Annotated in this window: 23 protein-coding genes; 1 reads left to right on the top strand and 22 read right to left on the bottom strand. The window is 37.9% G+C overall.

The features are described from left to right. Positions 1-26: 26 nt before the first annotated feature. The 5 genes from CD31_RS13565 to CD31_RS13585 form a co-directional block, all read right to left on the bottom strand. Positions 27-1,355 carry an LLM class flavin-dependent oxidoreductase gene (locus CD31_RS13565; protein WP_016994860.1) on the bottom strand — a complete coding sequence of 443 codons (1,329 nt, stop codon included), beginning with the start codon at positions 1,353-1,355 and terminating at the stop codon, positions 27-29. A 144-nt stretch (positions 1,356-1,499) separates the two neighbouring features. Beyond that, the gene (locus tag CD31_RS13570) at positions 1,500-2,396 is read right to left on the bottom strand and encodes a LysR family transcriptional regulator (RefSeq protein WP_016994859.1); all 897 of its coding nucleotides are present in this window, start codon (positions 2,394-2,396) and stop codon (positions 1,500-1,502) included. Positions 2,397-2,694: 298 nt separating this feature from the next. Then, positions 2,695-3,660, bottom strand: coding sequence for an ornithine carbamoyltransferase (gene argF / locus CD31_RS13575; protein ID WP_016994858.1), 966 nt, complete (start codon positions 3,658-3,660; stop codon positions 2,695-2,697). 277 nt (positions 3,661-3,937) lie between these two features. Continuing rightward, the gene (locus CD31_RS13580) at positions 3,938-5,026 is read right to left on the bottom strand and encodes a M42 family metallopeptidase (RefSeq protein WP_016994857.1); all 1,089 of its coding nucleotides are present in this window, start codon (positions 5,024-5,026) and stop codon (positions 3,938-3,940) included. 94 nt (positions 5,027-5,120) lie between these two features. Further along, positions 5,121-5,606, bottom strand: a complete 486-nt coding sequence (locus CD31_RS13585) for a dUTP diphosphatase (protein WP_016994856.1) — start codon at positions 5,604-5,606, stop codon at positions 5,121-5,123. A gap of 105 nt (positions 5,607-5,711) precedes the next feature. On the opposite strand from CD31_RS13585, the gene CD31_RS13590 reads away from it, so the two are divergent. Continuing rightward, positions 5,712-6,107, top strand: a complete 396-nt coding sequence (locus CD31_RS13590) for a hypothetical protein (protein WP_016994855.1) — start codon at positions 5,712-5,714, stop codon at positions 6,105-6,107. Between the two features lie 24 nt (positions 6,108-6,131). Here the strand turns inward: CD31_RS13590 and CD31_RS13595 are convergent, their stop codons facing one another. From CD31_RS13595 to hflK, 17 genes are all read right to left on the bottom strand, one after another. Beyond that, positions 6,132-6,395: a DUF1294 domain-containing protein gene (locus CD31_RS13595; protein ID WP_016994854.1), complete on the bottom strand. Its 264-nt coding sequence runs from the start codon at positions 6,393-6,395 to the stop codon at positions 6,132-6,134. Between the two features lie 145 nt (positions 6,396-6,540). Further along, entirely contained in the window at positions 6,541-6,900 is a 360-nt protein-coding gene (gene rplT, locus CD31_RS13600) for a 50S ribosomal protein L20 (RefSeq protein WP_004226314.1), read from the bottom strand. A 57-nt stretch (positions 6,901-6,957) separates the two neighbouring features. After that, complete coding sequence (gene rpmI / locus CD31_RS13605) at positions 6,958-7,158, bottom strand: 50S ribosomal protein L35 (RefSeq protein WP_004226312.1); 201 nt, start codon at positions 7,156-7,158, stop codon at positions 6,958-6,960. Positions 7,159-7,189: 31 nt separating this feature from the next. Next, on the bottom strand, positions 7,190-7,693 hold the full coding sequence (gene infC, locus CD31_RS13610) for a translation initiation factor IF-3 (RefSeq protein ID WP_016994853.1): 504 nt from the start codon (positions 7,691-7,693) through the stop codon (positions 7,190-7,192). Between the two features lie 415 nt (positions 7,694-8,108). Then, entirely contained in the window at positions 8,109-10,040 is a 1,932-nt protein-coding gene (gene thrS, locus CD31_RS13615; RefSeq protein ID WP_036078318.1) for a threonine--tRNA ligase, read from the bottom strand. A 429-nt stretch (positions 10,041-10,469) separates the two neighbouring features. After that, positions 10,470-11,399, bottom strand: a complete 930-nt coding sequence (gene dnaI / locus CD31_RS13620; RefSeq protein ID WP_258859410.1) for a primosomal protein DnaI — start codon at positions 11,397-11,399, stop codon at positions 10,470-10,472. 27 nt (positions 11,400-11,426) lie between these two features. Continuing rightward, complete coding sequence (locus CD31_RS13625) at positions 11,427-12,791, bottom strand: replication initiation and membrane attachment family protein (RefSeq protein WP_036078322.1); 1,365 nt, start codon at positions 12,789-12,791, stop codon at positions 11,427-11,429. Positions 12,792-12,807: 16 nt separating this feature from the next. Further along, on the bottom strand, positions 12,808-13,278 hold the full coding sequence (nrdR, locus tag CD31_RS13630; protein WP_004226277.1) for a transcriptional regulator NrdR: 471 nt from the start codon (positions 13,276-13,278) through the stop codon (positions 12,808-12,810). Positions 13,279-13,464: 186 nt separating this feature from the next. Beyond that, the gene (locus CD31_RS13635; protein ID WP_016993198.1) at positions 13,465-14,487 is read right to left on the bottom strand and encodes a glyceraldehyde-3-phosphate dehydrogenase; all 1,023 of its coding nucleotides are present in this window, start codon (positions 14,485-14,487) and stop codon (positions 13,465-13,467) included. 206 nt (positions 14,488-14,693) lie between these two features. Next, positions 14,694-15,287, bottom strand: a complete 594-nt coding sequence (coaE, locus tag CD31_RS13640; RefSeq protein WP_036078324.1) for a dephospho-CoA kinase — start codon at positions 15,285-15,287, stop codon at positions 14,694-14,696. A gap of 13 nt (positions 15,288-15,300) precedes the next feature. Next, positions 15,301-16,173, bottom strand: coding sequence for a bifunctional DNA-formamidopyrimidine glycosylase/DNA-(apurinic or apyrimidinic site) lyase (mutM, locus tag CD31_RS13645; protein WP_016993202.1), 873 nt, complete (start codon positions 16,171-16,173; stop codon positions 15,301-15,303). A gap of 12 nt (positions 16,174-16,185) precedes the next feature. Next, positions 16,186-18,813 (bottom strand): DNA polymerase I, encoded by a 2,628-nt coding sequence (gene polA / locus CD31_RS13650; protein WP_036078326.1) that lies wholly within the window; start codon positions 18,811-18,813, stop codon positions 16,186-16,188. A 4-nt stretch (positions 18,814-18,817) separates the two neighbouring features. Beyond that, positions 18,818-19,003 carry a hypothetical protein gene (locus CD31_RS13655; RefSeq protein ID WP_036078328.1) on the bottom strand — a complete coding sequence of 62 codons (186 nt, stop codon included), beginning with the start codon at positions 19,001-19,003 and terminating at the stop codon, positions 18,818-18,820. A 2-nt stretch (positions 19,004-19,005) separates the two neighbouring features. Continuing rightward, positions 19,006-19,359, bottom strand: coding sequence for a hypothetical protein (locus tag CD31_RS13660; protein WP_016993207.1), 354 nt, complete (start codon positions 19,357-19,359; stop codon positions 19,006-19,008). 288 nt (positions 19,360-19,647) lie between these two features. Continuing rightward, positions 19,648-20,064, bottom strand: coding sequence for a hypothetical protein (locus CD31_RS13665; protein WP_036078330.1), 417 nt, complete (start codon positions 20,062-20,064; stop codon positions 19,648-19,650). 185 nt (positions 20,065-20,249) lie between these two features. Then, positions 20,250-21,260 carry a protease modulator HflC gene (hflC, locus tag CD31_RS13670; protein ID WP_016993209.1) on the bottom strand — a complete coding sequence of 337 codons (1,011 nt, stop codon included), beginning with the start codon at positions 21,258-21,260 and terminating at the stop codon, positions 20,250-20,252. After that, positions 21,260-22,231, bottom strand: a complete 972-nt coding sequence (hflK, locus tag CD31_RS13675) for an FtsH protease activity modulator HflK (protein WP_036078332.1) — start codon at positions 22,229-22,231, stop codon at positions 21,260-21,262. The genes hflC and hflK overlap by 1 nt, the downstream gene beginning before the upstream one ends. Positions 22,232-22,333: the final 102 nt, after the last annotated feature.

Below are 22,333 nucleotides of genomic sequence, written 5' to 3' on the forward strand. Positions count from 1 at the left end.
TTTATTCAAATAAATTTACTAGGTTTTTAGACAGATTGTTTAACATAGCGACTTTCCTTGAATGGTAAACCTAAATTCCCGCGTAAAGTATCCGCCTCATAGTCTTTACGATAAAGCTCCCTTGCTTGCAAAATTGGCACTACTTTATCAACAAAATCTTCGAGAGCACCAGGAACAGTCACACCAATAATAAAGCCATCTGCCGCTTCCTTTTCAAACCATTCTTGTACAAGATCTGCTACTTGCTCAGCTGTCCCAAAAAAGGCTGTTTTTGGTGTCGCCTCGCGTAAAGCGACTTGACGTAATGTCAGACTCTCTTGCTTAGCATATCGTTTAATATAATCGGTTGTGCTTCTAAAGCTATTGGCTCCAATATCTCCTAGCTCAGGGAACGGTGCATTCACATCGTATTGAGTAAAATCATGATGGTCAAAGTAACGCCCAAGATAAGCAAGAGCACGGTCTATGGAAACTAACTCAACAATTTCTTGATATTTCGCCTCTGCTTCCTCCACTGTATCGCCAATAATTGGTGATATACCTGGAAAAATCTTTACTTCTTCGGGATTTCGTCCAAATGCTGCCACCTCTTTTTTTACTCTTGAGTAAAATTTCCGTGCCTCTTCAATAGATGCCCCATGTGTGAAAATGGCATCTGCATCTTTTGCAGCTAATCGAATGCCTGCATCAGACGACCCAGCCTGGAAAATAACGGGCTGACCTTGCTTTGTTCGACCAATATTGAGTGGTCCTTGGACTGAAAAATATCGCCCTTTATGATGTAATGTGTGTAATTTTTCTGGATCAAAAAATTGATCTTTGTTGACATCTGCAATAAACGCATCATCATCCCACGAGTCCCATAAGCCTTTGACAACCTCTAAGTATTCTTCCGCAATTTGATAGCGCTCTGCATGGCTAGGATGTTCGTCAATTGTTTTGTTATAGTTCAAAGCAGTACTTTCTAATGGTGTCGTTACAACATTCCATCCAGCACGGCCAGCACTAATATGATCTAATGAAGCGAATTGTCTTGCTACTGTAAATGGTTCGCTATAGGAGGTTGACACTGTTCCAACTAACCCAATGTTTTTCGTCGCTACTGCTAAAGCCGATAAGATTGTAATCGGTTCAAATCGATTTAAAAAATGAGGAATGGATTTTTCGTTAATAAATAAACCATCCGCAATAAATGCTACATCAAATTTCCCCTGCTCTGCTTTCTGAGCCTGTTGAATATAGAAAGGCAAACTTACACTTTGATTGCTCGCCACCTTTGGATGACGCCAACCAGAAATATTCCCTCCTACCCCATGAATAATTGCTCCAAATCGAATTTTATCCTGTCTAGCCATGTCAATTCCTCCTCAATTTTTTATTTTACTAAACATAGTGGTTAAGTATGTTTTATTGGATTGAGAATGATCTTACCGTTCCTTTAGACGATATGCAATAGGTACAGTAATAGAAAAAATTTTATGTGGTGATAAAATATTTTATCAATACGTGTCTCCCATGCCTTCAAAATGCTTAGCTGTTTCACAAATTGTCTGCCAAAAGGCTGATGGCAACGTCTCTTTCTCTTTATAGGTTAAAAATATATGTTGATTCATATCCAGCAAATGCTTGACGTCTATCTCCACAAATTCACCGCTTTCCAGTTCCTTTTTGACACAAAGATGTGGTAAAAAGCTTAGATAGTCTTTTGTCCGGATAAATTCTTTGGCAACTTCTAAATGATCTGTTCGTACTTCAATATTGGCTGCTACTCCCTCTACCTCGAACATTTTATGCACATAATTCCAATCAAACGCTCCACATTCAAAAAACACCATTTTCTGTTGAGCTAATTCTTTTGCTTGAATGAGTTCATGTAGTTGTAAAGGGTGATCACGATGTTTAACAAGTTTTACTGTATTGTTCAATAAAAGCTCGTTCTCAATGTCATCCCCATGTACATATTGAATAAAGCCTAGATGAATTTGGTGGCTTTGTAGCTTTTCTAAAATGTTTGCTGTGGAGCCTGTAAATAATTGAAAACGCAAATAAGGGAATTGCTCTTTCCATTTAGGCAATGCATAGGCTAAGAAATACTGAGCTGTTACACCGTTTGCACCAATACATACCTCATCAGTCTCCTGCGTTTCTTCTAATTGCTTCTTTCCTTGCTGAAATGTTTGCACAATTTGCGTAGCAAATGGTAAAAAATCTTTCCCTTTCTCTGATACGCTCACACTTCTTCCATCTCGGTAAAATAACTCAACACCTAGTTCTCGTTCTAATGACTTAATACGTGCAGTTACAGTTGGCTGTGAAAGAAATAATGCATTGGCTGCTTTATGGATACTTTTGTAATGGACAACATATAAAAATGCCTCGATATGGTCTATATTCACGAGGAGTTCACCCCTTCATTACTTATTTAACCTATTATATAAATAATTCCTTATATTCTCTATAACTTATAAGAAAACTATGTTTTATATTTTTTGACAAAGAAAAAAAGCAACCCAGCGTCTCCCAGGTTACTTTGCTATGTAGCGATGTAGCCATCCATCTTGACAACAAACATCGCACGTGGTGAACATCCCTCTGTCTGCCTACCACTTGTATGTTATTCACATGAACACCCTCTGTTGTCCATGTAAACTCTATCTATCGTACTTCTCAACTCGAGAAAGCATATGTCTAAATTTAAGCTAAAATCGATGCTAATACTGCCTTTTGTGCATGCAATCTATTTTCGGCTTGCTCAAAGATGTAAGAATTAGGTCCGTCAATAACAGAAGTCGCAACCTCTTCCTCACGATGTGCTGGTAAGCAATGCAAGAACATATAATTTGGTTTTGCATAGGCTACTAACTCATCATTAATTTGATAGCCAGCAAAGTCTTGTAAGCGTTTTGCTGCCTCTTCCTCTTGACCCATAGATGTCCAAACGTCTGCATAGACAACATCTGCATTTAATACGGCTTCAACAGGATCATTTGTGATCATAATCGTACTGCCATTTGCTGCTGCAATCGCCTGTGCTTTTGCGATGACTTCCCCATCACATTCATAGCCTACAGGAGTCGCAACGGCTACATTCATGCCAACGTGTGCTGAAGCTACTACGAGTGAGTGTGCTACATTGTTGCCATCTCCTACATAGGCAATTTTAAGCCCTTTTAACATGCCTTTATTTTCTGCAATTGTCTCTAAATCAGCTAATGCCTGGCAAGGATGATAAATATCCGTTAATCCATTGATGACAGGAATTACTGCATGCTCTGCAAGCTCCTTCACCATCTCATGAGAGTTTGCACGAATCATAATACCATCTAAATAGCCCGATAATACATGGGCTGTATCATAAATCGATTCGCCACGACCAATTTGTAAATCGCGAGCATGCATAAACATACCTTTTCCACCTAATTGATTCATACCAACTTCAAATGAAATACGTGTACGAGTTGAATGTTTCTCAAAAATCATACCAAGCGTTTTACCTTCTAGTAATCTTGGACATTTCCCCTCTTTTGTAATCATTTTAAGCTGTGTTGCTAATTCTATAAGATCTTGAACCTCTTGACTTGTATAGTCTAGCAAAGTTAGTAGATCTTTTCCTTTTAAACTAGACACTAACTTTAACTGTACTTCTTCGAGTAATTTCATAGCCTTCGCTCCTTATATCGTTGCTGTTGAAATTAGTATAACATGCATAAATATAAAATCAACTGAATTTTTATAATTAATATTAATTATTATTCGTTTGTTATAAAATGTGACAAAAATTCGTCAAAACGAATATTTATGCATAAAAGGCCATTTTAGAATACCCGCTATTTAGGGATAGTATTGTCACCATTGGTATTAGAGGAAGAAATTCTAATACTGAAAACACGAAAAGCCCCCTAACAAATTTGTTAGAGGGCAAGTCCATTTCTTCTACTTAATCAAAAGTAATTTTATTGACCGCATCACGGTCTAATTTTTTAATCACTTCTACCATTAATTTAACAGCATTATCATAATCATCACGATGTAGGATACCTGCATGTGAATGGATGTAGCGTGTTGCAATACCGATAGATAGTGCTGGTACGCCATTTGCTGTTACGTGGATGGAGCCAGCATCTGTACCACCGCCAGCCATCGCTTCAAATTGATATGGAATATTGTGCTCATCTGCTACATCTAATACGAATTCACGTAAGCCACGGTGTGAAACCATCGATGCATCATACACAACGATTTGAGGGCCTGCACCCATCTTACTTGTTGATTCTTTTGCGGTAACTCCAGGAGTATCTCCTGCTACACCTACGTCCACTGCAAATCCAATATCTGGTTGGATTTTATGTGTAGCCGTTTTTGCACCACGAAGTCCAACTTCTTCTTGTACATTCCCTACAGAATAAAGAATATTAGGGTGCTTTTCATTTTGTAACGCTTTCATAACATCAATCGCGATTGCACAGCCGATACGGTTATCCCAAGCTTTAGCTAATAGATACTTATCATTTTTCATTACATTAAATTCAAAGTACGGTGTTACCATATCGCCAGGACGTACGCCCCACTCAAGTACTTCATCTTTAGAAGCTGCACCAATATCGATAAACATATCTTTAATGTCTACTACCTTATTACGTACATCAGCAGGTAAAATATGAGGTGGCTTTGAACCAATAACCCCAATCACTTCATCGCCCTTACGTGTAGTAATCGTTACACGCTGTGCAAGCATAACTTGGCTCCACCAGCCACCTACTGTTTGGAATTTGATAAAGCCTTTGTCATCAATTTGTGTAACCATGAAGCCTACTTCATCTAAATGGCCTGCTACGACAATTTTAGGACCGTTTTCATCGCCAACTTTTTTAGCAATGACACTACCTAAGTTATCTGTTTCTACAGTGTCTGCATATGGTGCAATGTATTTTTTCATGACCTCACGCGGTGCACGTTCATTACCTGCGATACCATTCGCATCTGTTAAATCTTTAAACATTTGTAATGTTGGATCTAGTTGTGTCATCCTTTTTCCTCCTACTTCTTGTATCTATTTTATTATACTTCGTTTACCGAAATATTCCTAGCTTAATCGTCTGAAAATTGGTGTATTTCTTAATTTAATAACCTGATCGCTGCCGATGATAATTTTCTTGATTTTTTTCAAGATAAGCACCAACCACATCCTCAAATGTAAAACCGAGATTATACGCTAGTAATCCATAGTATTGCCAAATAGCTAAATAACGCTCCTCTGTAGGTTGATGAATAAATGCTAAAATAACACTTTGTGTTTCTAAAAAAGTAGCCGTTAAATCCTTCATCTCTTCTACAAAAGGCCACATGTCAATCGATGTATAGCCCTTTAATAAGCCAAGAGATAAGATAAAATGAATCGAATCCACATATTCTTCTAGAATGACCTCACGTGCTGATGGTCCCTTTGTGCTCCAAAATTTAAAGCAACGCGTTTCATTAGCAAGCTCAGCTAGCTCCACTAGTAAGGCTAAGCCCTTTTCCTGAAACACATCTTGCTGAATATTTTGTGTTTGCTCGATAAAATCATCCAGCTCTTTTTGCATAGTAAACAATTGTTGTAAATTCATTTTCTTCTCCTAAATTTCAAAAAAATATTTTATAAAAAGTGAAACTATTTGACCCTTCTAATCGTATAGGAAAGAATAACCTTTCTTCAAGGGGGAAATTTAAACATGTTGCCGTTACTAATTCGACTTGCTGTAATAGCGCTTATTATCTATGTATTTTACAAAGCGATTCGTTATATAACCGATCCTAAACGCAAACTTGATGAAGCCTATGAAAAAGGCCAGTATTATTTCTATGATGACGTTAAAAATGTCCGAAAAAATTTCTTTATTTCCTATAAGGGTGCTCTTTTTGAAGGGGAAAAATACCTAGGCACAACAGAGGATGCATTTGAGGTTGTAACCATTTTCGTCGGCGCGCGCGATGCTGCAACATTACAAGGCTTCAGCAAAAGCGACTTTGAATATTTACAGCAAGAAATATTATTGAACTATCCAAGCGCTAAAATCAATTGGAAGCAGCCTATTGAACAGCTTATGCGAAACACATCCTCATCATGAGGATGTGTTTTTAATTATTCTCATTTATGTCCACAGCTGTACAATGATAAAAATTTGTATAGCTGCTAGTAGGGGAAAACCAAATGCAAAACGATTATGACGTGTTTTGTGGCGGAATAAATACATACCCAATACACCACCAGCTGCCCCTCCTGCTATAGCTAGTGTAAATAATGTACGCTCTGCTATACGCCACTCATGATTCTTTGCACGCGATTTATCCATCCCCATTAAAATGAGCAACACAATTGATACAATGCCCATATATGCTAATAATGCTTGTCCCATTCCTTACTCCTTTAAAACCGTGATACTATTAATCTAACACAAAAAAGACTGATGGAAAAACCCATCAGTCTTTTATTGCACTTGTGATATTTTACACCTGTCGCTATGCTTTCGGTGCAGAAATAATAGTTGATGTTGTCAGCTATTATTTAGCTACTGCTTTTTTAGCAGCGTCTGCTAATTGAGTGAATGCTGCAGCATCAGTTACTGCAAGGTCAGCTAACATTTTACGGTTAACTTCGATACCTGCAACTTTTAAACCGTGCATTAAACGGCTGTAAGAAAGACCGTTCATACGAGCAGCTGCGTTGATACGAGTGATCCATAATTTACGGAAATCACGTTTTTTCTGACGACGGTCACGGTATGCATATTGACCTGATTTCATTACTGCTTGGTTAGCAACTTTGTATAATGTATGTTTTGAACCATAGTAACCTTTAGCTAATTTCAATACTTTTTTACGACGTTTGCGCGTCACTGTTCCGCCTTTTACGCGTGGCATATGAATTACCTCCTGCTTTTCATTAAAAAATGAATGTTAGTATTTTTTTGTAGTCAATTATTTCATGTAAACAAGTAAAGATTTGATGCGTTTGAAGTCACCAGATGATACGATGTTCGCTTTACGTAGGTGACGTTTTTGTTTCGTAGATTTGTTTGCGAATAAGTGGCTTCCATAAGCACGGTCGTATTTTAATTTACCTGAACCCGTTTTTTTGAAACGTTTCGCAGCTCCACGGTGAGTTTTCATTTTTGGCATGTCGAATTCCTCCTAAACTGTTCGTCTAATATTATTTCTCGTTCTTTGGTTGAAGAACTAAGAACATGCTTCGGCCTTCCATCTTCGGTTTTTGTTCTACCGTTGATACTTCAGCACAAGCTTCAGCAAAACGATCTAACACACGTTGACCAATCTCTTTGTGTGTGATCGCACGACCTTTGAAACGTAGGCTACATTTTACTTTATCGCCTTTTTCAAGGAATTTAATCGCATTACGTAACTTCGTTTGGAAATCATGCTCATCGATTGTTGGGCTCAAACGAACCTCTTTCATTACGATGACCTTTTGATTTTTACGAATTTCACGGTCTTTCTTTTGCTGTTCAAACTTAAATTTACCATAGTCCATGATACGAGCGACTGGCGGCTTGGCTTGAGGGGCCACAAGGACAAGATCCAAGTTTACACGAGCGGCGATTTCTAGCGCTTCATTACGTGTCTTTACACCAAGCTGGTCACCATTGTGATCGATTAACCGAAGTTCACGTGCGCGAATGCCTTCGTTTACATACATGTCTTTGCTAATAGTAATCCACCTCCAAGTAGTTGTCGCGAATACATGGTTTGGGCAAAGCCTTGCCCGGTTGAACGGTACATCCTCTCGTCATGTCCATAAAAAAAGGACGGACATTTTTGAAGATGTCCGCCCGCTATATGTGCATGCGCAAGTCTACGCAAAACAATTCAACGTGTCATACCTGTTCACAGCCTTTAAAGCGTTGTATCAGGTGAGAAGCGGGCAGCCTCTACTTCAACCACAAACTTTGTATTCATTAACCTTAATTATATTAGCATGTATATGATAAGCTGTCAAATATTTATTTTCTTATCAGTGCTAACATAACCAAAATGAAGCTATTCTATACAAATGCAATATTTATTTTATACAGAAACCCTCACTTTGGCAAGCGAGGGTTTCTAGTTGAAGCTTATTTTGTAATTTCTGCTTTAATAGCTGCTAGGAAATCCTCAAAGCTAATTGTTTCGGAATCTTTCGAGCCATAACGTCGCACGTTTACGCCATTTGCCTCTACCTCTTTATCCCCGATAACAAGCATATAAGGAATCTTTTTCATTTGTGCTTCACGGATTTTATAGCCTAATTTCTCTTCACGATCATCCATTTCGACACGTAAACCAGCCGCAGTAAGTTGCTCTTCAATTTGCTTTGCATAGTCGAAGTGAGCTTCATTCGATACTGGAATAACTTCAACTTGTACCGGCGCTAACCAAGTTGGGAATGCTCCTTTGTATTCTTCAATTAAGAAGGCAACAAAACGTTCCATTGTTGATACAACACCACGGTGGATAACAACTGGACGATGAGGCTTACCATCTTCCCCAACATAAGTTAGGTCGAAGCGTTCTGGTAATAAGAAGTCTAATTGCACTGTAGATAAAGTCTCTTCTTTCCCAATCGCTGTTTTTACTTGAACGTCAAGTTTAGGACCATAGAATGCAGCCTCACCTTCCGCTTCAAAGTAGTCTAAGCCAAGTTCATCCATTGCTTCTTTTAGCATGCTTTGTGCTTTTTCCCACATTGCATCATCATCGAAGTATTTCTCAGTATCTGCTGGGTCGCGATAAGATAAACGGAATGAGTAATCATTAAGATCGAAATCTTTATAAACCTCTAAAATTAACTGTACTACTTTTTGGAATTCCGCTTTAATTTGATCTGGGCGAACAAAAATATGGGCATCATTTAATGTCATCCCACGAACACGTTGTAAGCCTGAAACAGCCCCTGACATTTCGTAACGGTGCATTGTGCCAAGCTCTGCAATACGCAATGGAAGGTTACGGTATGAATGCATGCTGTTTTTGTACACCATCATATGGTGAGGACAGTTCATCGGACGCATAATTAATGTCTCATTATCCATTTCCATTGGTGGGAAAATTGAATCTTGATAATGATCCCAGTGACCAGAAGTTTGATAAAGCTCCTTAGAACCTAATACTGGTGTATAAACATGCTTATAGCCAAGTGATAATTCTTTATCGACAATATAACGTTCAATAACACGACGAATTGTTGCACCATTTGGTAACCAAAGTGGTAAACCTTGGCCAACCTTTTGAGACGTTGTGAACAGTTCTAATTCTTTTCCGATTTTACGGTGATCACGTTCTTTTGCTTCTTCTAGCATTTGGAGGTGGTGTTTTAATTCCTCTTTTTTGAAGAACGCTGTACCATAAATACGTTGTAACATTTTGTTATCAGAGTTCCCTCTCCAGTAAGCACCCGCTAATGATAAAAGCTTGAATTCACGAAGTTTACCAGTAGATGGTACGTGGATACCACGGCAAAGATCAAAAAACTCGCCTTGATAATAAATAGATACTTGCTCATCTGCAGGAATGGCTTCAAGTAATTCTAATTTATACTCATCGCCAATTTCTTCATAAAGCGCTTGTGCTTCTGCACGGCTTACATTTTTGCGTTCCACCTCAAGGTTTTCAGCAATAATTTTCTTCATTTCTTTTTCAATGGCAGGTAGATCTTCTGCAGTGATTGGTGTTGGTGAGTCAATATCATAGTAGAAACCACCTTCAATTACCGGACCAATCCCAAGCTTTACATCTGGGAATAGACGTTTAATAGCTTGAGCTGTTAAATGGGCAGTTGAGTGACGTAAAATTTCAAGTGCTTCCTCATCATCTTGTGTAATGATTGCAATTGTTGCATCCTCTTCAATTGGTGTTTTTAAATCCACTAACACACCATTAATTTTACCTGCATAAGCTTTTTTACGTAAGCCAGGGCTAATGGATAATGCTACGTCATCAGTTGATGTGCCTTTTGCAAATTCCTTTACAGCGCCATCTGGGAAAGTTAATTTAATCATTTCTGACATATTCTTTGCACTCCTTTGTTTTTGATAAATACATAATGCTTGATGAGCAATGTTTGTGTGACTCTACGGCTTGGTTTGAGCGAAGCCACCACTTCTCACATCGATTTCAATGAAATCTGAGAAAAATAAAAAAAGCTCCGTCCCTCACAAAAGGGACGAAGCGTATGCTCGTGGTTCCACCCTTCTTCCTTCCGACTTACATAAAGTCAGACGAAGCTCAAGGCTAGCTAACGGGCTAGGGACCGGCGAAAGATTATCCCTTTCGCTGCTCAGTAGGTAGTAAATAATGTGCCCATACTAGGAAGTTTTCAGCCGATGACTTCCCTCTCTTAAAGCTGATACACAAAATTCATGTCCTCATCAATGCATATTGATATTAAGTATATGAGTCAGTATACGCTCGATTGTCGAAAAATGCAACTATCAATGTTACATCCGACGATTTTTACCCCGCATTTCGATCGGCACTGTTAGGGCTTTAATTCGCTCCATAATTCGTCCCGCTTTGACAACCTCAATATCACCTTTTTGTGACTGTGCTAAGTGATGCTCTAATTCTTCATAGTTAAAATTAGACGTAATAAAAGTTGGCAATTGCTCTGCCATACGATAATGGAAAATAGTCCCCAAAATTTCATCACGTGTCCAGGCAGTCATCGTCTCCGCGCCTAAATCATCTAGCATTAAGACAGGTGCTTTTTTAATATAATCAATTTTCTCATTCAATGTATTATCGCCAATAGCATTTTTCATTTCTCGTAAAAACTCTGGAACAAAAACTACTACAGAGCGGATTTTAATAGATGCTAATTCATTGGCCAATGCACCAAGTACAAAGGATTTCCCTACACCAAATTTACCATATAGGTAAAAACCTTTTGCAGGTAATTGACCAGTTTCTTTTGTTAATTTAACAAATTGAGCTGCTTTTTGTGCAATCGCCACACGTGATTCATCATCAATACTTAAATCATGAATTGTTGCTTGTAGTACATCTTTTGGCATATGCATACTTGCAATCATATTCGCAACATCTCGGCGTTCTTCTTCCCTGATCTTTTGCTCACAGCGCACATAGTCCATTTCAATAGAGTTCCGAACAACCCTTAATGTCGGGAGGAACCCTTTTAAATAGTTTGTACAATGTTCTGTATTATCACACCCACAGCACTCAGTAGATTGACTAATAAACTCATGTAGTTTAGGTAAATTTCGCTCAACATTGTCATAGTTTAATTCATCTGCATGCTGTGCTAAAAATTCCTGCACATGTGGGTGCTCTAAAATTTCACGTCGCATGGCTTCATAGCGTTCTTGAAACGAGGGTACGTTAATTGCTCGCTTTAGTGGTCCATTTATAGGTTCGATTACTGCTCACCTTCTTTACTATTCGCTTTTTCCTAGCATCTCTAATATTTTTTGTCGCTCTTTTTCAAAATCTATAGTACTAGTGGTAGATTCCTCTTGATTTTCATTTCGTTTATAGAACCATTCAGGCACTTTTTCTTCACGTTGATATCTTGAACGTCCCTTTGACTGTTGACTCGTTTTATTGGGAGTTTGCGGCTTGTTTTTCCAAGCTGTATATTTATCATGCTCTTGGCGTGCAAGTTCCATTGCTTCCTTAGCAGTCTGGACATTTTTACGTACCCAATGATCAGCAATCGTTTCCACATATTTTTTAGGGAGCTTCATATCTGTTGTTAGCATAACGTATTCTAACAATGCATTAACCACTCCAATTGGCATGCCATGTTGAACGATTAAATTTTCTGCAAGCTGGACAGAGGTTTGTAATGGTTCTTTACCATTATTTATATCTCTTAAAACTTGGACAGGCGCCGTTGTTTCTAAATAGTGTTGAAGCTCCTGATCCTTGGTTTTTTGTCCAGCTTCTGCTACTGGTAAAGGATCAGTGACACGCGCAAGTTTTGGCGGCTCCTTGGATACGGTTAATTTATAAAAATCAGCAGCAGCCTTTCGTAAACGTTCCTGAGAAATTCCTAGATCATCATCTAAAGCAAGTATTACTACTTTTTGCATATCAAGGGCTGTTAAATGATATAAAAATGCCAATTTGGCTATAGCTTCACGCACTTCAAATGTCAACAAATTGGAAGGTACCAATTGCTCAGACAAACCAGCTTGCAATAAATCAAAATCGAATTGCTCCAAATAAAAAGGATATACTTTTTGCTGTTTATCCTTATGACTCGTATCCACTTGTAAATCTGATGGAATATTGGCATGAACAGGCTTATAGACATCAATAAAAGCACGAGATACATCCTTAAACGCCGTGTCCTTTACAGGTGACATAAAGCGCTGACGTAAGTTGCGATAAGCCTGCTCTCCAATTTTACTAAACAAAAACATCGACAGTAGCGGGTCTTTCATAAAGCTATCTGCATCTAATGGGCGCTGTAGCTCATATAAAAAACTACGCTCACCAGCATTTTCCTTTTTCCATGTACGCAGCAAACCAATAGCTTCTAATGCAATACGAGCCTCAAACACTTTACCAATTGGTAGCCCTAGCACATTCATTAAATAATAATGTGTCATTTGCTGCTTTGGCATTTGCTCTGCTTCTGCCCATAATGTTAAATAGAGGCTAATTGGCTCTGATCCCGTTAATGGTTGATAAAATAATGTAACTAATTGACGCTCTTGCGTAGAAAATGCATGAGGTAGACGAATGTCGAAAGGATCGCCAGGCTGCAATTCCTTATATAAATGAATCAACGTCATTCATCCTCTCTTTTTGCTATGATTTCTTCTCCGTTTGACGTTGAATAATGTCCTTTATTTCCTCAATAAAGACATTGATATCTTTAAACTGACGGTAGACCGACGCAAAACGCACATAGGCAACCTCATCAATTTTGGCTAAGCGGTCCATGACCATTTCGCCAACATCTTCTGAGCGTACTTCCGAATTTCCAATACGACGAAGATCTTTTTCAATGGACAAAACAAGTTCCTCCAGCACATCAAGTGCCACTGGACGTTTTTCACAAGCACGAATAAGCCCACGAAGTACCTTCTCACGGCTAAACTCTTCTCGTGAACCTTCCTTTTTCACAACGACTAATGGCGTCTCTTCAATTTTTTCAAACGTTGTAAAACGGAAGCCACATGACTCACATTCACGACGTCTACGAATTTCTTTATTATCATCTACTGGCCTCGAATCCACAACACGCGTTCCGTTAAATTGGCAAGATGGACATCTCATATAATTACTCTCCTGGTTTACAACAATTTAATATATCTATTATAACAAATTTCCTACATGTAAGAAAAGTGCATTCACGTTTGTGAGCTCATGATAAATCTAAAGCACCTGAAGAATAAGGAAAGCTATTGCAAAAAAGAGCACATTGAAACCTTTTCGATTTCAATGTGCTCTCTATAGAAATTATTATGCGTTTACTGTTTCTAAAGCATTTGCCACTTTTTTCACAAGGTCAACAACACGTGCAGAGTAGCCCCACTCGTTATCATACCAAGCAAGTACTTTTACTTTGCGATTACCTAACACCATTGTAGAAAGTCCATCAACTGTTGAAGAATAAGTTGTTGTATTGTAATCAGCAGATACTAATGGTTCTACAGAGAAATTAAGAATACCCTTCATTGGACCTTCAGTTGCTGCTTTTACAAATGCAGCATTGACAGCATCAACTGTTACATCTGTATTTAAATCTACTACAAGGTCAACTAAAGATACATTTGGTGTTGGAACACGAAGAGCCATACCATGAATTTTACCTTCTAATTCAGGTAAAACTAATTTTAATGCTTTTGCTGCACCTGTAGATGTTGGGATAATGGATTGGGCGCATCCGCGTGCACGTCGTAAATCTTTATGCGGATTGTCTAAGTTCTTTTGGTCATTTGTATAAGCATGAACTGTTGTCATTAAGCCATTCTCAATACCAAATGTGTCATTCAATACTTTTGCTACTGGCGCTAAGCAGTTTGTAGTACAAGAAGCATTTGAAATAACATCATGTTTAGCAATATCCAATTTGTCATCATTTACACCTAAAACAATTGTTACATCCTCGTTTTTACCTGGTGCTGTTAAGATTACCTTTTTCGCGCCAGCTTCTAAGTGCATGGCTGCTTTATCACGTTCATTAAATTTTCCTGTAGCTTCAATCACGATATCTACACCCATTGTAGACCAAGGTAATTTTAATGGATCACGTTCACTAATAATTTGAACACGTTTACCATTTACAACTAAAGCATCGCCTGCTGGTTCTACCGTACCTTCAAAAGTTCCGTGATTTGTGTCATACTTAATCAAATGTGCTAACGTTTCTGCAGGATAGCTTGCGTTAATCGCAACGATGTTTAAATCTTGTTGTACGATAGCCTGGCGGAAAACCATACGTCCGATACGCCCGAAACCATTAATAGCAATTGATACTGTCATTTATAATATCCTCCTGTGAGTACATACTCAGATTAATTAATTATATACTTTATGGTGATTAGTATAACACAATTTTAAAAAAGATGAACATTATATATTGAGAATATAAAAGTTCTTATTTTCTGAAAAATTATTCTTTATTATGGCGTTTCACCATAAAAAAATGCGCAGCAAGGTCGGCTTGCTACGCATCATAAAAGAACTCATTAAATAACATCCCAATAATGTAGGATTTTTTTTAATTGTTCTTCTGTACTTTCTATATTTTCATTATTATAAATGACCGCATGTGCTCCTTTTTCTTTGACAGACATCGGCAGTTGAGAGTGCATACGTGCCAATGCATCTTCTTTAGATAAATTATTTCGTTCCATTAAACGTCGAAGCTGAACTTCTTCACTGACCGATACCACAATGATACGTTCCACAAAATGTTGAAGCTTACTTTCGAATAACAACGGGATGTCCATCACAACATGCTCATGTCCTGCTTCTAAATAGGCATCACGCTGACGTAACATTTCTTTTCTGATTGCTGGATGCATGATATCATTTAACGTTTTGCGTTTGGCAGGCTCATGGAATATGATATCTCCCAGCATTGTTCGGTTCAAATTGCCATCCTCAAGCAAAATAGCTTGTCCGAAGCTTTCAGCAATCAATGCTAATGTCTCTGTTCCAGGTTCTACGACATCTCGTGCTACAACATCTGCATCAACAATCGGTAAACCCAGTTCGCTCATCATTTTAGCTACTGTACTTTTTCCACTTGCAATACTTCCTGTAAGTCCGATAATCATTGCTAAATCCCCTTTAATGTTGACAATTTGGGCAAAAGACAGAGGTACGCCCTCCAATTGTCATTTGACTTGTTGCCGTTTCACATGCTGGACAAACCTTTTTCCCATACATTTTTAATCGATTCTGCATACTCCCGGCTTCTCCATTAATATTCCGATAATCAGAAATAGTCGAACCTCCCGCTTCAATGCTTTGACGTAGGACAGCAACAATCTCCTCAAATAATGCCCGCTTCCGCTTTTCACTAATGCGGTTCATTTTGCGTGCAGGGTGAATTTTCTGAGCAAACAATGCCTCCGTTGCATAAATATTGCCACAGCCCGAAATGACTTGCCCATCCATAATTACTTCTTTTACAGCTTTATTTTCATATTTCGGTAGCTTAGATTTTGTTATAAAAAAATCACATGCTCGTTCATCAAATGGCTCTGGTGCCATTTTTGTCAATGGCGCATGATCTTCAATTTTTGTCAGAAAACGAAGTTCACCGAAACGGCGAATATCTGAATAGATCAAGTATCCCCCATCTGCCATTTCAAATGTCGCATGGATATGCTTTTGAAATTTCGCCTCATTAATTTCTTCGGGTGAATTCACAACAAACCAAGCACCTGTCATCCCTAAGTGACTGACAAGAACATATGGAGCATCATCCTTCAGCAAATGAAAGAAAATATATTTTGCTCTTCGTTCAATTTTGGTAATGGTCATCTGGGACAAAGTACTTTCAAAAGTATCTGGCTCTGCTTGTTTAACAATACATTGTTTCCCCTCACTAAAAGAGAAATGTACTCGTTCAGACAGCTGTACCTGATGAATGGTACGTCCTTCAACCTTTGGCTTCAATGCCTGGACGACACCTTCTACCTCTGGTAATTCAGGCATTTGAACCCCTCCTTATTTTGCCTCGTACCAAGTTGAGCCATGGTTAAAATCTACTTTAAGCGGTACAGCAAGCTCAATAGCGTTTTCCATGACTTCTGGTACAATCTTTTCTAGTAAGGCAATCTCTTCCTTTGGTGCCTCAAAGATTAGCTCATCATGCACTTGAAGTAGCAGTTTTGCCTGCATCTTTTCTTTTTTCAATCGAGCATCCATATCAATCATTGCCTTTTTAATGATATCCGCTGCACTACCCTGAATTGGCGTATTCATTGCTGTACGCTCAGCAAAGCTTCTTAAATTAAAGTTAGAGCTTGTAATATCCGGTAAATAACGGCGTCTATTTAATATCGTTGTTACATAACCATTAAATTTCGCATTTTGTACAATATCATCCATATACTGTTTTACGCCAGGGAAACTTGCGAAATATTTTTCAATAAAATTGGCCGCTTCCTTACGTGTAATATCTAAGTTTTGTGAAAGACCATAATCACTAATACCGTAGACTATTCCAAAGTTAACAGCTTTCGCTGCACGACGCATATTACTATCAACCTCATCTTCCGACACATGGAATACATCCATAGCTGTACGTGTATGAACGTCCATTCCTTCTCGGAAAGCCTCAACAAGGTTTTTATCTTCTGACATATGTGCAAGAACGCGTAATTCAATTTGCGAATAGTCAGCAGAAAATAGGATCCAATCCTCTTTTGAGGGTACAAAGGCTTGACGAATTTTGCGGCCCTCCTCTAAACGGATCGGGATGTTTTGCAAATTCGGATCTGTTGAGCTTAGACGTCCAGTCGCAGTTAAAGCTTGCTGGAAGCGTGTATGCACTTTGCTATCTGATTCATGAATCTCCTTTAATAAGCCCTCAATATATGTGGATTGTAATTTTCCAAGTTGACGATACAACAGAATATGCTCAATGATAGCATGCTCTGACTGTAATTTTTCTAGGACATCTGCAGCAGTTGAATAGCCTGTTTTAGTCTTTTTAATTACAGGTAACCCTAACTTATCGAATAAAATTACACCTAATTGTTTTGGTGAATTAATATTAAAGGTTTCTCCAGCTTCCGCATAAATTTCTTGCTCAATTACCACAAGCTTATCATTAAGCTCTTGCCCCATTTTCTCTAACGTAGCACGGTTAACCGTAATCCCTTCGCTTTCCATTTCAGCTAAAATTCCTGCCAATGGTAGCTCTAGGTTTTTATAAAGATCGAATTGTTCATTTTCCTTTAATAATGCTTCCAGCTTCGGCTGTAATGACCATACTGCAAAAGCTTTACGACTAACATGCTGTGCAAGTTGATCTAAGTCAGGTATTGCACGCTTGGCACCTTTTCCATAAACCGCCTCATCTGCTTGGACATCATAGTAGCCTAATTCCCTTGCAAGTGTGGCAATATCATCGCCACTCAATGCTGGATTATTAATATAAGAAGCAAGTAGCAAATCAAAGTCAATACCAGCTAATTGAATCCCTGCTCGCTTCAATGATGCTTGAGCTGCCTTGGAATCGGACATATATTTTATTTTTGTGGCATCTTCTAGCCAACGACGGAGAGTATCTGACTTTGCTGCTTTATCAAATGGAATATATTGCGTCTTTGTGCCATTTGATAAGGCAATCCCTAGCTGCTGACAAGTGTGATAATGTTCATTTTCCAGTTCAACATGCACAGCCATCACATCTTGTAAGTCCTCAGGCTGAATTTCCTGAACAAGGTCATAGTCGAAAGGTGCCTGCTCTTCCTCATGCATTATAAAGTCACTTTTATCAAGCAGCGATTTGAAGCCAAGCTCACGCCACACACTGATTAATTCATCTTCTTTTGGCCCATTATACGCAAGATCATCCAGTGAAATCGTGATTGGAGCATCCGTATAAATCGTTGCCAGCTTCTTACTCATGATGGCCTGCTCCTCATTAGCTACTAGCTTTTCCTTCATTTTAGAAGCCTTCAATGTATCCATCGCTTCATAAAGCGCTTCAACGGAGCCATGCTCTTTTAATAATTTTACAGCCGTTTTTTCCCCGACGCCTGGTACACCAGGAATATTATCGGAGGAATCTCCCATCAAGCCTTTCATATCAATAATTTGGAGCGGCGTTAACCCGTATTTTTCTGCAATAAAGGCTGGTGTATTTTTCTCTATTTCGGTAATACCTTTTTTCGTTATATAAACGGTTACTTGCTCTGTCGCCAATTGTGTTAAATCACGGTCTCCAGAAACGATGATGACATCCATATCCTGTGTTGAAGCCTCTTTAGCAAGCGTTCCAATAATATCATCGGCTTCATATAATTCCTGCTCATATTGCTTAATGCCATACGCATCAATGAGCTTTCGTAAATAAGGAAATTGCTCTGATAATTCTGGAGGTGTCTTTTGACGTCCTCCTTTATATTCTGTAAAGGTTTCATGGCGGAAAGTTGTTTTTCCAGCATCAAAAGCAACCAATATTTTAGTTGGCTGTTCTTCCTCTAATATTCTTTGTAGCATTGTTGTAAAGCCGTATACAGCATTAGTATGAATGCCACTATCATTCGTTAGCAATGGCAACGCAAAAAACGCGCGATACGCTAAACTATTACCGTCCAATAATAGTAATTTTTCCTTGGTCATGATTTTATCCTCCTGCGTTGTCTTCTCCTTCTACTTTAACATAACAATACATTTCAAGTAAAAAAAGCAGGCGTCCATTCACAAGGTTATCCGTTACTTTTAATGGTTTATCCGCCACTTTAGCATTCCTATCCATACAAAAAAGCCAACCGCGCGCACTGCGGTTGACTTGTTTAAAATATTCCAACATCCTTAACGTATATTCCCTATAATAGATGAACGACTATCCTGCATTTTTTTCGCAAAATTAGTCATTACATCAAAAGCCTCATTCCGTTTATTATTCATGCCTTGAAAACGGAGCATATCCATTTGCTGTGTATTCAAATCAACTAGCTGTTGATTTCGTTGTTGAACAACCTCTAGCTGATCCTTCAGTTGATTTTCTAACAGTTGTGCTCGCTGTGATTGAACTGCCTGTAATGCCGATTCTAAATCCATGCCTTGAATATCAATTGGTTGAATTTGGCTATTAGCAGAGGATTGCCCTGCCCCGCTAAATAATAATCCAACTGCTAAAGCACTTCCAAACACTACCTTCTTCATCCTGATTACCTCCTATTAAAATGAATCTTTGCTTATCATACCTATTAAAGGTTAAAACAAGGTTAAAAAATATAATTTTTAATATAGTATGTAGCATATCTGCTTATCAAGTTTAGTCATTGACTATTCTCAATATCTTGACTGTACTACAGATTAAATAAGAGCAATACTGACAAATGTTAATAATTTACGTGTTAACAAGGCATAAGACGTATTCCATCGCTTACTAAAAAGCAAAAACTTTCATTCGAGGACAAGGTCCCTGTGAATGAAAGTTCCTAATGGATGTTATTGATTTGAAGTACGATAAAAAACTTCTTCAAATATGACCGTTAATATAAATGCATTCATAAAAGCAAATACAAGGAATAACGGCATGCCACCTAATTGTGGATGTGTTAGCTCTTGATTAAATACCATTACTGTACTAATTTGTGCCAAAAAGAAAATTAAGCCAATCCCAACTTGCCAAATAGGACGCTTGACCTTTCTTTTTTCATACCAAAATAATTTCTTAAAAAGGTTTCTTACATCCTCTGCAATAATGATACTGAGTAAAAAGATACAAACAAAAAATACTGGTATATGATAGACACTCTTCGTCACCCACGAAAAATCGGATAGACGGAAGAAAAGTGTTAATAACGATGCTATACTACAAGCGATCCCTAAATTTTGGAGCCATTTGCTAATTTGTAATTTCAAAGCCCTTACCCCCAACTATTCTTTTTTAAACATTATTATTCTATCAAATTATAGTTGATTGGGGAATACAAACTTATAAATTTCTATTATTTTCATACTACAATAATTCGATTTCATGGATAATTATAATCCTATTGCAACAAAAAAGTCGTCTCTTTCAAGACTGAGACGACTTTAAACTGTGTTTATTTTATATAACCAGACAAGATGTTGGCATATGGTGAAGTAGCTGGCAAGATAATAACTGTATCTTCCCCAACCGTTTTCTTATAGGATTCTAATGTGCGGTATAAAGAATAAAATTCAGGATCTTGAGAGAAAGATTTATTGTAAATCTTTGCAGCCTCTGCTTCTCCTTCAGCTTGAATTAAAGCAGCTTCTTTACTTGCTTTAGCAAGCATTTCTTGTACGTGTTGATCCGTTTGTGCCTCAATACGACGTTTCTGTGCATCTCCCTCTGAAAGATACTTTTGGGCAATTGATTCACGATCTGAAATCATATTCATAAAAACGGATTGCTCATTTTCAGTTGGTAAATCAATGCGACGAATACGTACATCTACTACTTCAATACCATAGTTATCGTTGGAAAGAAGTTCATTCACACGTTCTGTTACTTGATCGTTTATACTGCCTCGAGAAGAATCCTCATCATTTATAATCTCAGTATAGTTAATTCGGCCAAGTTCAGAGCGAATAACAGAATAAATGAACTCTTCCATACGTGATTCAACTTTTTCTATCGTACCAGCATTCGAAATCAATAGCTTAGGATCCGTAATACGCCATACAGCATAATTATCAATAATAATTCGTTTTTTATCCTTTGTATTAATTTCTTCTTCCGAAATCTCATATGTCATTTGGTTTTTTGGTAACTTTGTGACACTTTGAATAAAAGGAATTTTCATATTTAAACCTGGTTCACGCTCAAACTTAACAACCTCTCCAAACTGCCGAACAACAGCATACTCTGATTCTTTAACTATATAAATATTCGTTAATAAAGTAATCGCTAGAGCGAATAGGACCGTTAATGTTACAGCTAGAGAGATATATTTTTTAGGATTCTTCGGTCCTTTCTTCGACATTTTAACTACATTGTCTCCCGAATCACCTTCTGAAGGAGCAGCTTTTTTACTTTTGCCAGATAAGAAATTGAGGAATTTTTCTAGATCCTTATTTTTTTGGTCCATTAGTTACCGCTCCCCTCTTTTTTCTCTGTTTGTGTCTGTGGCGACTGTTGAGGCTGTAGTTGCTGAAGTGGTAAATACTTCATCGTACTACCATCATCATTCATAATGTAAATTTGTGCTTTCGGTAGGACATTTTCAAGCGTCTCAATAATTAACCGCTCTCGTGTAATTTGCTGATTGCCCTTGTATTGCTCATACATTTTATTAAAGACCGCTACATCCCCTTGTGCTTGCTCGATACGGGCTGTTTTAGTTCCTTTTGCTTTCGACATAATAGCATCACGTTCGCCTTCAGCTTCACTAATGCGTTGGTTTTCATATTTTTCAGCTTCATTTATTTTTGTATTTTTCATTTCACGTGCATCTGTTACAGCAGTGAATGCTGCACGCACATCTTTATTGGGCAATTCTACATCCTGCAATTTCACACCTAAAACGCTTATTCCAATATCGTATTTTTCAATAAGTGAAACTAATAATTGACGAGTATTTGCTTCGATGTCAGCTTTACCTTCCGTTAACGCTGCATCGATAGAAGAACTGCCGATAATAGAACGTATGGCACTCGATGTCGCGCTATGTAATATTCTTTCTGGATCTTGCGAATTAAATAAAAACTTATTAGGCTCTGTAATTTTCCATTGAACAACAAGGTCTGTTAATACAATATTTTCATCCCCTGTAATCATTTTTGTTTCGGCGTCGTATGCCTCTAACTCACCTGCTTTATTTTGCTTATAGCCAAATTGCAAACTAAACGTTTCTCTTGACAAAATTTCAACGGATTGGACGGGCCAAGGTAATTTAAAATGAAGACCTGGATTTGTTACTGTATCATCGGCACGACCAAATGTAATAACAACAGCTTGCTCTGATTCATCTACCGTGTACCATGAAGTAAAAACTGTAATAAGTGCAATAATTCCAAATATTCCAAGTCCAACAATCATTAGTGTCCTTTTCACACTCATGTCTGTTCCTCCTTTTGCTTAGTACTATTGTTTACGGTGAACCTTTATAAAAAGTTTCAAAATATTTTCATATAATGATTGAAAGGGAGAGAATCTTCTGTA

The sequence above is a fragment of the Lysinibacillus boronitolerans JCM 21713 = 10a = NBRC 103108 genome, from assembly GCF_000772935.1.
Classification (GTDB): Bacteria; Bacillota; Bacilli; order Bacillales_A; family Planococcaceae; genus Lysinibacillus; species Lysinibacillus boronitolerans.